General features: G+C 62.5%; 12 protein-coding genes and 1 riboswitch. Of the genes, 8 read left to right on the top strand and 4 right to left on the bottom strand.

What is annotated here, in order from left to right:
* The first annotated feature begins 44 nt into the window (after nt 1-44).
* Nucleotides 45-1,988: a DUF47 domain-containing protein gene (locus ACE3PH_RS03230; protein ID WP_374316477.1), complete on the top strand. Its 1,944-nt coding sequence runs from the start codon at nt 45-47 to the stop codon at nt 1,986-1,988.
* Nucleotides 1,985-3,610, top strand: coding sequence for a PEP/pyruvate-binding domain-containing protein (locus tag ACE3PH_RS03225; RefSeq protein WP_374316475.1), 1,626 nt, complete (start codon nt 1,985-1,987; stop codon nt 3,608-3,610). The genes ACE3PH_RS03230 and ACE3PH_RS03225 overlap by 4 nt, the downstream gene beginning before the upstream one ends.
* Nucleotides 3,611-3,618: 8 nt before the next feature.
* On the opposite strand, the gene ACE3PH_RS03220 is transcribed toward ACE3PH_RS03225, so the two are convergent.
* Nucleotides 3,619-4,557: a CysB family HTH-type transcriptional regulator gene (locus ACE3PH_RS03220; protein ID WP_374316474.1), complete on the bottom strand. Its 939-nt coding sequence runs from the start codon at nt 4,555-4,557 to the stop codon at nt 3,619-3,621.
* Between the two features lie 223 nt (nt 4,558-4,780).
* On the opposite strand from ACE3PH_RS03220, the gene ACE3PH_RS03215 reads away from it, so the two are divergent.
* The 5 genes from ACE3PH_RS03215 (at nt 4,781) to ACE3PH_RS03195 (ending at nt 11,115) form a co-directional block, all read left to right on the top strand.
* Complete coding sequence (locus ACE3PH_RS03215; protein WP_374316472.1) at nt 4,781-5,827, top strand: sulfate ABC transporter substrate-binding protein; 1,047 nt, start codon at nt 4,781-4,783, stop codon at nt 5,825-5,827.
* Between the two features lie 2 nt (nt 5,828-5,829).
* Nucleotides 5,830-6,672: a sulfate ABC transporter permease subunit CysT gene (cysT, locus tag ACE3PH_RS03210; RefSeq protein ID WP_374316470.1), complete on the top strand. Its 843-nt coding sequence runs from the start codon at nt 5,830-5,832 to the stop codon at nt 6,670-6,672.
* 13 nt (nt 6,673-6,685) lie between these two features.
* A complete protein-coding gene (gene cysW / locus ACE3PH_RS03205) occupies nt 6,686-7,555 on the top strand; it encodes a sulfate ABC transporter permease subunit CysW (protein ID WP_374316468.1) in 870 nt (289 codons plus the stop codon).
* Entirely contained in the window at nt 7,552-8,598 is a 1,047-nt protein-coding gene (locus ACE3PH_RS03200; protein WP_374316466.1) for a sulfate/molybdate ABC transporter ATP-binding protein, read from the top strand. Before cysW ends, ACE3PH_RS03200 begins: the two co-directional genes overlap by 4 nt.
* A 102-nt stretch (nt 8,599-8,700) precedes the next feature.
* The gene (locus ACE3PH_RS03195) at nt 8,701-11,115 is read left to right on the top strand and encodes a putative bifunctional diguanylate cyclase/phosphodiesterase (protein WP_374316464.1); all 2,415 of its coding nucleotides are present in this window, start codon (nt 8,701-8,703) and stop codon (nt 11,113-11,115) included.
* On the opposite strand, the gene ACE3PH_RS03190 is transcribed toward ACE3PH_RS03195, so the two are convergent.
* Nucleotides 11,091-11,981: an NAD(P)-dependent oxidoreductase gene (locus tag ACE3PH_RS03190; RefSeq protein ID WP_374316462.1), complete on the bottom strand. Its 891-nt coding sequence runs from the start codon at nt 11,979-11,981 to the stop codon at nt 11,091-11,093. The genes ACE3PH_RS03195 and ACE3PH_RS03190 overlap by 25 nt on opposite strands.
* A 230-nt stretch (nt 11,982-12,211) precedes the next feature.
* Here ACE3PH_RS03190 and ACE3PH_RS03185 point away from each other — a divergent pair, with 230 nt between their 5' ends.
* Complete coding sequence (locus ACE3PH_RS03185; protein WP_374316460.1) at nt 12,212-13,204, top strand: GGDEF domain-containing protein; 993 nt, start codon at nt 12,212-12,214, stop codon at nt 13,202-13,204.
* 254 nt (nt 13,205-13,458) lie between these two features.
* On the opposite strand, the gene ACE3PH_RS03180 is transcribed toward ACE3PH_RS03185, so the two are convergent.
* Complete coding sequence (locus tag ACE3PH_RS03180; RefSeq protein ID WP_374316458.1) at nt 13,459-13,785, bottom strand: cell division protein ZapA; 327 nt, start codon at nt 13,783-13,785, stop codon at nt 13,459-13,461.
* Nucleotides 13,782-14,009: a DUF904 domain-containing protein gene (locus ACE3PH_RS03175; protein WP_374316456.1), complete on the bottom strand. Its 228-nt coding sequence runs from the start codon at nt 14,007-14,009 to the stop codon at nt 13,782-13,784. The genes ACE3PH_RS03180 and ACE3PH_RS03175 overlap by 4 nt, the downstream gene beginning before the upstream one ends.
* Before the next feature lie 62 nt (nt 14,010-14,071).
* Nucleotides 14,072-14,332, top strand: a riboswitch (cobalamin riboswitch).
* Nucleotides 14,333-14,365: the final 33 nt, after the last annotated feature.

Genomic DNA, 14,365 nt, shown 5'->3' with positions numbered 1-14,365 from the left:
CAAGCCTCACACAAACTGGTCAGCTCGATCATCCGGAGGGTGTAATGCAGAAAGCAGAAGCGGTGGCGATGCTGGGTCAGCAGGAATTGTTGATGCCTGCCCGTGTGAAAGCGGCCTTGAGAGCCAATGACCGCCTCAAGCTCTACCTGTCTGTGGTGCAGGCGGGCGCCGACCATGCGGCGCACCCTGATCAGGAGGCGCTCGATCTCAGTCATGAGATGGCCGCCGCCGGGGTGCAGGACGGCTGGCTGCGTGACTTGCCTGGCAGTGCATCCCGCGCAGGCCACGCACTGTTGTTGCCTGAGCTTGAAAAGCTGGCGCACCAGCTTCACGAGGACATCGAGATCATGGCCCGTCCGGTGCTGTTGTCCGAACCGGATGACCTGACCCTGCGCACGCGCGTCGAGACCTGGTCAACCTGGCTGGATCAACTCAAGGGTGAGCGTCTGGATGAGGCGCAACTGCGTGACCTGACCCACGGCAATCGCCATGACAGCGACAGCCTCCACATCCTGGTGATGGACCTGCACAAACGGCTCAACCACCTCGCCGCGGCGCTCGCCAGCGAGGACATTGATGGGGCGCACGTTTGGCAGTTGCTGGATGAGGACCGGCCCCGGGTTGCTGCCTTCATGCGCGGGCTCAATCGCACCGCCAAACTGAAACTGGATCACCCAGGGCTGGATACCGCCGCGACGCGTGACGGTGAACGCCTGCTGCTGCAAAACGACATTGGCACCAACGATGCCCACGTGCTGGTGGTGCAGGTCGAAGGCCTGCGGGTCACGATGACGTATTCGGACCTGCATCGCCCTCGCTTTGCGTTTTTCCAGGCCATCCTGTCGGAACTGGGCGCGCAATGGACGGCGGTGGAGCCCCGCGTGACACCGGGCCTCAACGGTGGTGAAACCTATCACGTGGGGACCGCCACGTTTGACAGCAGTTCGGAGATGACGCTGCTGCACACGCTGGAAGGCATCGGCTCGCGCATCGTGTTCCTCATTGACTGGAACCGCGCCCGCAAGCGCCTGCAGCACTTTGTCGGCGGTGATGACGCTGTGGCTGTGCTGACCCAGGCAGCGCGCCTGGAAGTGGGGCACATGGCCTGGCTCAAGGCCGGTGGTGAGCAACTGATCTACAGCGCGATGCAGTCGCTTGGAGAGCGCGCTTTCCGCATTGGCGACCGGCTTGATACGGTGCTGGGGGAAGCCGGGGCACGCTCGTTCCTGGTTGACACCCTCAAGCTGTCGACCCAGGTCTTGCTGGCCCGAGGCCCGCTGGCGCTGGTGGCCGACGAGGTGCGCATGCTGCTGGCCCGCCTGGTTCAGCAGCGCACCAGTGAGTTCGACCTGCTGGCTGAACACGCTGCTTACTGTCATGCGCTGGCTCAGGCCGTGCGCGATGGGCTCAGCCATGGGCGAGACAGCCGCCGGGATGCGGCCGACGAGTTGGCTGCACGTGCCAAGGTGTGGGAGCGGCAGGCCGACCACCTGGTGATGCAGGCACGCAGCCAGGCCGAACACCAGCCGCGCTGGACACCGTTTGCCCGCCTGATCGAGACCACCGACGACGTGGCCGATGCCCTGGAAGAGGCTGCGTTCCTGATGAGCCTGATTGCCGACCACCATCAGCAGGGCTGGACAGCCGACGTGCGACAGGTGCTCAGCAAGCTGGCCGAGGCCGTGTTCAATGCGACACAGGACCATGTCAAGGCACTCGCCGTGGCCCGCAGCCTGGGGGCCGGGGGCGACGCCTCGGATGGCGATGCCTTCCTCGCGGCCTTGTGGAGCGTGCTGCGTGCAGAACGGCATTGTGATGAGTTGCTGCGCAGCGCGCGCAGGCTGATTTTGAGCACGCTCAAGGAAGCGCCGGCCCTGATGCTGGCCAATGACCTGGCCGTGACGCTGGAGCTGGCGTCCGACCGCTTGCTGGCTGCAGGCTATGCCCTGCGCGAAGTTGCTTTCAATCGAGCTGGAGCCAGCGCATGAGTGCCGATCGAGCCACGAATTCATCCTCCCGTGATCTGTTTGTTGTCGGGTGTGGTCTGTCTTCTCCCAACTTGACGGGTGACAGCGAGCCCTCGGCCGACACCATGGGTGCCAAGGCCTACAACCTGTTGCGCATGGCCGACCTGCAGTTGCCGGTACCGCCTGCCTTTGTGCTGGGGACCGGCTATTGCGCACTGGGTGGTGCCAGCGCCGCCGACTGGTTGCCTGGCTTGCGTGCGCTTGAGGCGCAGACGGGTTCCAAGCTGGGCGACGCCCGTCGGCCGTTGCTGCTGTCGGTGCGCTCCGGTGCACCGGTGTCCATGCCCGGCATGATGGAAACCCTGCTGAACGTGGGCCTGTGTGACGTGACGGTGCCAGGCCTGTTGCGGCAGACCGGCAACCCGCGTCTGGTCTGGGATGCCTACCGCCGACTGGTGGCTACCTATGGTGAAGTGGTGGCAGGTGTCGCCCCGGACCTGTTTGAAGCCCAAGACCACCTGCTGTTCGATCATCGTGATGAACATGATCTGGATTTCGCCGAGCTGCGCGAACTCACCCACCGTTATCTGGCCGTGTATGAAGCACATGCCGGGCGGCCCTTCCCGCAGGATCCGATCGAACAACTCAATGAGTCCATCGCCGCGGTGTTTGCTTCGTGGCAGTCTGCCAAGGCCTGTGAGTACCGGCGACTGAATCACCTGAGCGATGAAATCGGTACCGCCGTGACGGTGCAGGCCATGGTCTTTGGCAATGCCGGGGGGCTGTCGGGCGCGGGGGTGGGCTTCACCCGGGACCCGGCTTCGGGCGCCCCGCAGTTGTGGGTGGATTTCCTCTTCAATGCCCAGGGCGAAGATGTGGTGTCAGGCCGCCGCAGCGCCCATGGTCATGAGACCTTGGCCAGTGTGATGCCGGAGGCCTGGGACGCGCTGCAGCGTGCCACCCGCACGCTGGAGCATGCGCTGGGCGACATGCAGGACTTCGAATTCACGGTGCAGGATGGTCGGCTGTTCATGCTGCAGACCCGCACAGGCAAGCGCACACCACAGGCTGCGGCGCGCATCGCGCTGGATCTGCTCGATGAGGGCGTGATCTCACCCGCGGTGGCCCGTCAGCGCACCGACCACCTGAGCGAAGCAGACCTCACCCTCGTTGAGGTGGTGTCGGACGATGGTCGCAGCCTCAGCCCCCTGGCCAGCGCAGCCACGGCCTGCAGTGGTGTGGCCATTGGCGAAATGGCCTTGGGTGAAGAGCGGGCGCGAGAGCGCCATGCGGCTGGCAAGACCGTGGTGCTGGTGAGGCGCGATGCAGAAACCAGCGACATCGCAGCCCTGGAGTCGGCCGTGGGGCTGCTCACAGAGCGCGGGGCACGCACCTCACACGCAGCTGTGGTTGCACGGCACCTGGGCAAGGTGTGTCTGGTCGGCTGTGCAGAGTTGCAACTCGACGAGGCTGGGCATGGTGTGACGATTGCGGGCGAGCACTTTCAGGAAGGTGATGTGATCACCCTGGATGGCAATGCCGGCGTGGTCTACCGTGGTGCGGTGCGGACTGTGGCCCGCATTCCCGATGGCCTGCTGCAGCGCCTGATGGCCTTGCGCGCCACGGCCACCAGCCTCCAGTAAGACCCCGATCAAGCAGCCTGTGTCGGTGTGTCGCTGTTGACGGCGTCCAGCACCACCTGACGGGTGAGGCTGGGCGCGAAGGTCTCGATGAAGCTGTACATGTAGCCGCGCAGGAAGTGCCCCCGGCGGAAGGCCAGTCGGGTCATGTTCACTTCGAACAAATGGCCCGCATCGATGGCCCGCAGATTGCGATCACGCTCCTCGTCATAGGCAATCGACGCCACGATGCCCACGCCCAGATCCAGCTCGGCATAGGTCTTGATCACGTCGGCATCCATGGCGGTCAAGACCACTTGGGGCTGGATGCCGGCCTTGGCAAAGGCCTCGTCGATGTGGGTGCGACCCGTGTAGCCCGCGTCGTACGTGACGATCGGAAAGCGGCTGAGCCGCTCCAACGTCAGGGGACCATGCAGCAGGGGGTGATCTGGCGGCACGACAACGCTGTGCGTCCAGCGATAGCAGGGCAGGGTCACGAGCTGGTCGTAATGGGCCAGCGCTTCGGTGGCGATGCCCACGTCGGCTTCACCGCTGAGCAGCATTTCTGCCACCTGCCGTGGTGAGCCCTGGTGCAGGCTCAGTGTGACCTTGGGAAAGAGCTCCCTGAAATCCTTGACCGCCGAAGGCAACGCATAACGCGCCTGGCTGTGGGTGGCTGCAATCGACAGGCTGCCACTGTCCTGGCTGGCGAAGTCCTGAGCGGCATGGCGCAGGTTGTCGGCATCAGCGAGCAGGCGCTCGACGATAGGCAGCAACTGGGCCCCAGGCTGGGTCAAGCCGGTCAGGCGTTTGCCGGCGCGGATGAACAACTCGACACCCAATTCATCTTCCAGTTCTCTGATCTGGCGGCTCACCCCCGGTTGAGAGGTGTGCAGGGCTTCTGCCACATCGGTCAGGTTGAAGCGCTGACGCACGGCTTCTCGTACGGATCGCAATTGCTGGAAGTTCATGAACAGCTGTCCTTATCGTTTTCTGAGGATCATTCTGTCCAAGGCTTCTTATGTATGGAAGTTTTTATAAATCATATGTAATGAACAAAAAGTAATTAGATATGGTGCTTGACTCCTGTTTTTGTTGAAAAACGAATAAGGAATGTCGATTTCATTCGTTCCTTGAAGTTGGGTGGCTTCTTAGCATGGCTTCACCTGTCTGAAATTCAACACATAAGAAGTCATGAAGCCCATCACCCTCTCTCGCCGCCGCGTCCTGTCCTCGTGGCTGTCTGTTGCACTGGCCTCTGCGGCCACGGCGACGTCCCTGGTGCCTGCGGTCGCCCACGCCGGGGACGTCTCCCTGCTCAATGTCAGCTATGACGTCACCCGTGAGTTCTACAAGGACTACAACCAGGCTTTTGCGCGCTACTGGCAAAAGACCACGGGCGAGGGGCTGGTGCTGAAGCAGTCGCACGGTGGCTCCACCAAGCAGGCCCGCAGCGTGGTGGAGGGGCTGGAAGCCGATGTCATCACGATGAACCAGGCCAATGACATCGACCTGCTGGCCGACCGTGGTCAGCTGATTCCGCAGGATTGGGCCAAGCGCCTGCCGGACCACGCCTCGCCCAACACGTCGGTGACGGTGATCCTCGTTCGCAAGGGCAACCCGAAGAAGATCAAGGACTGGGACGACCTGGCTCGCCCTGGCATCTCGGTGGTGATTCCGAACCCGAAGACGTCTGGCAATGGCCGCTATACCTATCTGGCAGCCTGGGGTTCCGTCATCAAGCAAGGCGGTGATGCGGCTCAGGCTCGGGCACTGGTGCACAAGATCTTCGCTCATGTGCCGGTCTTTGATGGCGGTGGGCGTGCGGCCACCACCACTTTTGCCCAGCGCAACATCGGCGATGCCCTGGTGACCTTCGAGAGCGAAGTGCCGCTGATCCTCAACGAATTCGGTGGTGATTTCGATGTGGTCTACCCCAAGCTGACCATCCTTGCGGAGAACCCGGTGAGCGTCGTCGACAAGTATGTCGATCGCCACGGCACCCGCAAGCAGGCTGAAGCCTATGTCAAATACCTCTGGTCCGACGAAGGCCAGACCATTGCTGCCAAACACCATCTGCGTCCGCGTTCCGCCAAGGTGCTGGCCGCCTTCAGCAAGGACTTCCCCAAGGTGAAAACCTTCACGGTGGATGACACCTTTGGTGGCTGGAAGAAGGCTCAGCAGGATCACTTCAATGATGGGGGCACCTTTGACCAGATCTTCAGTCAGGTGCGGAAGTAAACATGCTGTTGTCGCGAACCTTGCTGAAGCGGCCCTCCGTGCTGCCAGGCTTTGACCTGGCACTGGGCCTGACCCTGCTGTACCTCACCTTGATCGTGCTGCTGCCTTTGTCGGCTGTGTTTCTCAAGTCGGCCACCATGACCTGGCCTGCTTTCTGGGACACGGTTGCCTCACCGCGCGTCGTGGCGTCATACAAGCTGACATTTGGTTCTTCGCTGGCGGCGGCCCTGCTCAATGCGGTGTTCGGCTTGCTGGTGGCCTGGGTGCTGGTGCGCTATGACTTCTGGGGGCGTCGCCTGATCGATGCCCTGGTCGACCTGCCTTTTGCCTTGCCAACCGCAGTGGCCGGCATCACCCTCACGGGCCTCTACGCCTCCAACGGCTGGATCGGCCAGTGGCTCGAACCGCACGGCATCAAGATCGCATTCGCGCCGCAAGGCGTGTTCGTGGCCATGACCTTCATTGGCTTGCCCTTTGTGGTGCGGACTGTGCAGCCGGTGCTGGAAGATCTGTCAGCCGAGCTGGAAGAGGCGTCTGCCACCCTGGGGGCCACCCGCTGGCAAACCTTTGTGCGCGTGATCCTGCCTATCCTGGCGCCCGCACTGCTCACAGGCTTCGCACTCGCCTTTGCCCGCGCCCTGGGCGAATATGGCTCGATCATCTTCATCGCCGGCAACATGCCGATGATTTCCGAGATCACGCCCTTGCTGATCATCACGAAGCTCGAGCAATACGACTATGCCGGTGCCACGGCCATCGCGGTGGTGATGCTGGTGCTGTCATTCGTCCTGCTGCTGGCCATCAATGGTTTGCAGGCCTGGACCCGTCAACGCCAAGGACGCTGATATGGCACAGACCATGACATATCCTTTGAACATACCGAATGCCCGGACCGAGTCCAACTGGGTCAAGGCAACGCTGATCACCGTGGCCCTGCTGTTCCTGTCGGCCTTCCTCTTCCTGCCCTTGGTCTCGGTGTTCTACGAGGCCTTTCGCAAGGGGTGGGAGGTCTACGCCGCAGCGGTCACGGACCCCGATGCCATCTCGGCCATCAAGCTCACGGTGCTGGCGGCCTTCATCTCGGTCCCCTTGAACCTGGTCTTTGGCGTGGCGGCGGCCTGGGCCATTGCCAAATTCGAGTTCCGAGGCAAGTCCGTGCTGTTGACGTTGATCGACCTGCCATTTTCGGTGTCCCCCGTGATTGCCGGACTGATCTACGTGCTGGTGTTCGGTTTGCAGGGGTGGTTTGGCGAATGGTTGAGAGACCACGACCTGAAAATCATCTTCGCCGTACCGGGTATCGTGCTGGCGACCATTTTCGTGACCTTCCCGTTTGTGGCGCGTGAGTTGATCCCGCTGATGCAGGCGCAAGGCCAGGAGCAGGAAGAGGCCGCGCGTGTGCTGGGGGCATCGGGATGGCAAACCTTCTGGAAGGTCACCCTGCCCAATGTGAAGTGGGCACTTCTGTATGGCGTGATCCTGTGCAATGCGCGCGCCATGGGTGAATTTGGTGCGGTGTCGGTGGTGTCCGGCCACATTCGTGGCCAGACCAACACGCTGCCCTTGCATATCGAAATTCTGTACAACGAGTACCAGTTTGCGGCGGCCTTTGCCGTGGCGTCGCTGCTGGCCAGCCTGGCGCTGGTCACCCTGGTTCTGAAATACGTCGTGGAACGCCGTTTGCATCAGCAAAAGGTGCAGACTCAGCGTGGTGGAGCACAAGCATGAGCATTGAAATCAAGAACCTGGTGAAGCGCTTTGGTGCCGTCACCGTGTGTGACAACCTGAACATCGATATCCCGTCTGGCGAGCTGGTCGCGCTGCTGGGGCCATCCGGGTCGGGCAAGACATCCTTGCTGCGCATCATCGCGGGGCTGGAACAACCGGACAGCGGGTCGGTGCTCTTTCACGGTGAGGATGCGACCAACGTACCGGTGCGAGAGCGTCAGGTGGGCTTCGTGTTCCAGCACTACGCCCTGTTTGGTCACATGACCATTTTTGAAAATGTGGCATTTGGTCTGCGTGTCCGCCCCAAGGCGACCCGCCCCAGTGAGCCCGAGATCCACGCCAAGGTGACCGAGCTGCTCAAGTTGGTGCAGCTCGACTGGATCGCCGACCGCTACCCGCACCAGCTGTCTGGTGGCCAGCGTCAGCGTATCGCCTTGGCGCGGGCACTGGCGGTCGAGCCCAAGGTGCTGTTGCTGGACGAGCCTTTTGGCGCGCTGGATGCCAAGGTGCGCAAGGAGTTGCGCCGTTGGCTGCGTCGTCTGCATGACGAGATGCACATCACCAGCGTGTTCGTGACGCACGATCAGGAAGAGGCCATGGAGGTGGCTGACCGCATCATCGTCATGAACCAGGGCCGCATCGAGCAGGACGGTACGCCGGACCAGGTGTACGACCACCCGGCGTCACCGTTTGTGTTGCAGTTCCTGGGCGACGTGAACCTGTTCCATGGGCGAGACCACGTGCCTGGCGGGGTTGCGGCCGCGAATGCCAGTGGCGCCTCGAACGACGTCAGTTATGTGCGGCCACACGAAATCCAGGTGCTGGCCCGTCCGGAAGAGGGCAGCTTGCCAGTCACCCTGGCGCATGCCCTGACGGTCGGCCCGAATACCCGCCTGGAGTTCCGCCGCACGGACGGTGAAGGCGAGGTGGATGTTGAGTTGACCCGTGGGGAATATGCCGCCCTGCGTGACAGCGGCGTGTTGCAGAACGGGGTGGTGGTGCACCTCAAGCCGCGTCGGGTTCAGCGCTTTGCCGTGAACTAATTGGCTGGCGCTCAGATCTGACTAGTCCGATAATCTGGGCGCAGTCTGATCCTGTCCAGAGCAGTGCTGCAGTCTTAACGGGGCAGCACGCGGTGGAGCAGGATGACAGAAGCGGTTGAACGAAGAGGCCTCCAGGCACTCAAGGATGCCATCGTGGCTTATTGGGAGCCGCGGGGTGCCACACCGGATCAGTTGGCAGCCTTTCGTGCGCGCCAACTGAGGTCGGCGCTCGACTTCATGCCCTTGCTGATGCTGGCTTGCATCAGCGAGGCGGTGGTCATGTACCTGCTGTTCCATGAGGTCAGCCATGCAGCCGTGCGGGCGTGGACTTTCATGGTGGTGGGGCTGTCCAGCGGTTGGGCAGCCTTCTGGTGGTATTTCAAACTCGGTGCCCGGCGCGATACAGCGCCTCGCCTGCATGTGCGTCTGGCCATGCTGTTTGCCGCCGTGTTGGCCATCCTGTTCGTGGGCCTGCCCTTTCACCTTTTCCCGCTGGTAGATGCCGATGCACGCATGCTGCTGGTGGCCCTCATTGCCGGACACATCGGCATTGGCGCCTTCAAGCTGGCGGCGAGCCCGCCTTCCGCGCTGACCTGGGTGGCCATCCTGACTGTTGGCAGCATCTTCGTGCTGTGTCAGGTCGATACGCTCATGTCGCGGGTGTTGCTGCTCTTTCTCATGGTGTACAGCATCACCATTGCGGCAACCGCCATGGCCGCCTCCCGCCTGTTTTCCGCCCGTCTCATGTCGGAGGCCAAACTCAGCCGCCAAAGCGATGTGGTGCGTTTGCTGTTGCGTGATTTCGAGGCGCAGTCCAGTGACTGGCTATGGGAAACAGATGCCCGTGGGCAGTTGAAGCACGTGTCCAGTCGGCTGGCCCAACTGTTGGGGCGCAGCGCAGAGGGGCTGCGTGATGCCTCCCTCGTGGATTTGATCGGGCAGACCTTCGGCGATGTCAAGCGACCTTCTGACCAGGCCCATCTCGCGATGTTGCAGGCCCAGTTGGACAAAGCTTTGCCATTCCGGGATCAGGTGGTGACTGTCAGCGTGGGTGGCTTTCGCCGCTGGTGGTCCTTGACCGCTACGCCCTTGCTGGATGCCAAGGGCCGACTCATGGGTTGGCGAGGGGTGGGTTCCGACATCACGGAGAACCATCAGCGGGAAATGGAGATGCGACGCCTGGCCAGCATCGACAGCCTGACCGGTTTGGCCAATCGACACCAGTTCAGACTGGGGCTGGACCGGCTCAGCCAGATTCGACCAACGCAGGATCACCCGCCCGTCTTGCTCTTGCTGGATCTCGACAATTTCAAATGGATCAATGACACCTTGGGGCATGGCGTGGGTGATCAGGTGCTGCGCATGGTCGCCCGGCGGCTGGAGTCTGAAGTGCGACCAGGGGAGTTGCTGGCCCGCATGGGCGGTGATGAATTCGCCTTGATTGTGCCGGGTGGACTGGACGACACGAGGCTGTTTGCGCGCGCCAACAACCTGCTGCAGGTCTTGCGTGAGCCAGGTGAACTCGATGGCCTGCGCATCGAATTGCGCAGCAGCATCGGCATGGCCCGCATGGACGACACCAGTCCCGATGCCGAACAGCTGTTGCGCAGTGCCGATGTGGCCCTGTATGCAGCCAAGGACGCCGGGCGCGATACCGCCAGATTGTTTGACGCGGCCATGGATCATCACCTCAAGGCACGCCATGAGCTGATTCAGGACCTGCACAAAGCCGTCGAGCTGGATCAGTTCGAGCTGCACTACCAACCCCAGACCCGCATGCGAGATGGTCAGATCGTTGGCCTGGAGGCCCTGGTCCGTTGGCGGCACCCCTCGCGAGGACTGGTCTCTCCGCTGGAATTCATTCCCATGGCAGAGGAGTCGGGCCTGATCGTGCCGATCGGGGCCTGGGTGCTGGAGCAGGCCTGTCGCGATGCGGTGCAGTGGCCCGCTCACCTGAAGGTGGCTGTCAATTTGTCGGCCGCCCAATTTGCCAGCCGGTCGGTGCGGGATGTGGTTCGTCAGGCACTGACGCTCAGCGGGCTGGCTCCACAGCGGCTTGAGCTCGAAATCACCGAGTCCTCATTCCTGCAGGATGAGCAGAGCGCCCGCACCACGCTGCAGGCCTTGAGGGAATTGGGCGTGCGCGTGGCGCTGGATGATTTCGGGACCGGCTATTCGTCCTTGTCCTACCTGCGCAGCCTGCCGCTCGACAAGCTCAAGATCGATCGCTCGTTTGTCATGGCGCTCAACCATGACCCGTTTGGCGAGGCCAGCGCCATCTTGCAGACCATTCTGGATCTGGCTTCAGCACTGGGCCTCGAGAGTACGGCCGAAGGCATCGAGACCAAATGGGAAATGCAGGACCTGGCTTCCAAGGGCTGTGAGCTGGCTCAGGGTTATCTGATCAGCCGCCCGCTGGCATCCGGTGACGTCCAGGCATTCCTGGCGGCACACCAGCCTGCCAGGCTGCCGCCGCCAGAGATCGGGCCGTCTCAATTCGGCGCGATCTGGGCTTGACGCCGAACCAACTCACAGTAGAGGCCTGACTGGTCCAGTTGGTCGAAACCGTGCGATGCGGCCGCAGCATAGAGCTCTGCCAGATGGGCGGTGATTGGTGCATCAAAGTGCAGGCCGGTTGCCGTGTGCAAGGCGTTGCGCATGTCCTTGAGCTGAATCGCCAGTGAGCCGCGTTTGGCAAAGTCGTGGTCGACCATGCGCTGACCATGTACCTCCAGAATGCGGCTTTCTGCAAAACCGCCACGCAGGGCCTGACGAACCTTGGCCGGGTCGGCGCCCCCCTTTTCGGCCAGCAGCAAGGCCTCGGCCACCGCGCCGATGGTGATGCCCACGATCATCTGGTTGGCCAGTTTGGCCAGTTGCCCGCTGCCTGCCGGGCCCACGTGCACCGGGTGCCCCATGGCTTCCAAGACAGCGCGCGCGCGCTCGAAAGCCGACTCATCGCCTCCGGCCATGATGGCGAGGGTGCCCGCTTCGGCACCCACGGTGCCGCCAGACACCGGGGCGTCGAGTGCCTCCACGCCTTGCTGAGCCAGTCGGCGCGCGTGAGCCTGTGCCTGCTCGGGCAGGATGGAACTCATGTCGATGACCAGGGCACCGGGCTGCAGGGTGGTGGCTGCACCGGGGTGTGCCGGATTGAACAGCACGTCCTCCACGATGCCGCCGTGCTCCAGCATGGTGATCACGATGTCGGCGTGGCGGGCCGCCTCTGCCGGGGTGTCCGCGACCTTGGCGCCCAACGCAGCGAGCGCCTCGGCTTTGGTACGGGTGCGGTTCCAGACCGTCAAGGGAAAACCGGCCGCAAGCAGGCGGCGAGACATCGGGGCACCCATCAGCCCACAGCCCAAAAGGCAGATCTGAGTCATAGTCGGCAGAGAATCGAAATTTGTCCTGAAAACCAGTGTCATTGGCGTGACAATGCGCGCCGATGTTCCGTGCTAAACCGCACGGAAGTACTGTAACTTGTGAGCCCGCCCCCTTGTTTGAAGGGCAGGCAGCTTTCGTGATTTGGGGGAATATGGTCACATGAGCCCCTTTCTGCGCGAACGCCGTCATGGTCCTGGGCTCTTGACACCTGATAACAGATATCGACTTTATGGCTGATTCGATCGCTCTGGCGAGCCTGGTAGACGACTCCATGGTGGGGCCGCTGGCGCACGCGCTGGACCAGTTGGGAATCGCTGTGCTTGTCAAGGATGGCGTGGGCGGCCGCTACACCATGGCCAACCAGGCAGGCCAGCACATGCTGGCTGAGCACGGGCCCTTGCTGGTGGGGCGCAATGACGCGGAAATATTCGACGCGACGGTGGCGGTGGCCATGCGCACGGCCGATCAGCAGGCCGTGTCGCTGGGCAGCGGGTTCTCTCTTGAGCACCGTCTGGAGCTGGAGGGGCATCGCCGCGACTTCACCGTCTGGCGCCAGGCCATGGCCGGGGAGCCCGAAGGGCGCATCCTGTCTGTGTGGCAGGACGTGACCGAGTCACGTCGCCGCGAGCAGCAGTTGCAACTGGCCCTGGCTCAGCTGGAAGTCCAGCAAAAGAACAATGACGAGCTGCGTCGCAACATGCAGGATGGGCAGGTGCGTGACTCGGTTTCAGGTCTTTATCACCGCGTTCACTTTGAAGAGCAACTGCGGCGAGAGGCTGATCTGTCCAGCCGCGAGCAGCGCGAGTTCGCCGTGGTCTCGATGTCGATTGACGGGTTGGACGAGATCTTGCGCCTGCATGGCGCAGAGGGTGCCGAGCGTGTCATTGAGGCACTTGGTCGTTTGTTGAAGGCCAACACCCGCGCCATGGACTCTCCTTGCCGTCTGGGCGGGGATCGATTCGTCGTGCTGCTGTCCGGGATCGGGCTGGCGACAGCGCATTCGCGCATGGAGCAGTTGCGTCGGCAGTGTGCAGCGCATGTGGTGCCTTACAACGGCCAGCAGATCCCGTTCACGGTCAGCATGGGGGTAGCGAGCTTCCCGCACACCGCCGGTTCGGTGGAGGAAATCATGCGCAGTGCCGATAGGGCATTGGGTACGGCACGTGAGAGCGGTGGCAACCGCGTAGCGCTGGCCAGCATCCAGTTTGTGCCAGCCAGCTGAAGAGGTGTTCGCCGCGCACTGGTCGCCGCCTTCCTGAACCCAGGGGATTCAGGTGGGCGAGGTCAGAGCAGCTTCGGGTTCATCTGACGCGAGACGATCACGCCCGCTGCCAATGTTCCAAGCCCAGGCTCAGAGAGCATCGGTTCAAGGAATTAATAGCTTCCACGAACGCGACGAACAGTTTCATTCTACGCGCCACAGCGCGGAGGTGGGGGCGCAATTGCAACAGCCTCGACAAAGTCGGGCTGCGCAGCTCAGAGCAGGTGGCCGTCGGCGCCCAGCACGGTGTCGAGGCGCTCGATCAGCTTCTCGACAGATTCGGATGCAGGCTGATCAAGCGCTGGCTGCGATGCCGGTGCCGCCACGGCAGCTGGCGCCACCGGGCGCTCGGTCAGGGTGTAGGCCAGATTGAGTGCCGCCAGCACCGCAATGCGCTCGCGAGCCTTGAGCTTGCCTGAGTCGCGGATGGCGCACATTTCGCGGTCGACATGGGCCACCGCTTCCTTGAGGCGTTCTTCGCCACCGTCCGGGCAGCCCAGCAGGTAGCTTTGTCCCATGATGGAGACTTCGATCTGTTTCATGAGCCGGACGATTCAGTGGAAGACGAAGGGTCGTTCGATGCGGGCAGCTTGTCGATCAGGGCATCGATGCGCGCACGCGCAGCGGCCAGACGCGCTTTGAGCGAGTCCCGCTCCTGGGTGGTGTTGGCCAGCTGTTGCTGGAGCAGGGCGTGCGTGCGTTGCAACTCTTCGTGGCGCAACAGCAGCCGCTCCACACGCTCGGTGAGGTCTTCGATTCTGGACATTGGCACAGGGCCCCGGAAAACGAGGGCATTCACTGCCCGACAAGTTTGCCATTGTAGGCGCCCTTACAATACGCAACGTTGGTGCTCGCACCGAGGTTCTCTTCGGTGCAGTTAAACGGGAATCAGGACGGCTGACTCATCACGCCATGAGTCACCAGACCTGAGCTGCCCCCGCAACGGTAGGCGGTTGACTGATCTATCTGCACATGCAGGTAGGTTTGCCGTGCCTGTACCTCTCCTGCCACTGGATGAAACCCATCTGGGAAGGCTGTACAGACTCAAACCGCCCAGCCCGGATACCGGCCGACAGGGGGTATCAGCTGGTTTGTCCATCTGATGCCATATCGCCCATGACC

Source organism: Aquabacterium sp. (assembly GCF_041909175.1).
Lineage (GTDB): Bacteria > Pseudomonadota > Gammaproteobacteria > Burkholderiales > Burkholderiaceae_C > Aquabacterium.
Note: the sequence above shows the minus strand (reverse complement) of the source record. Positions and strands in the feature narration are given on the sequence as shown.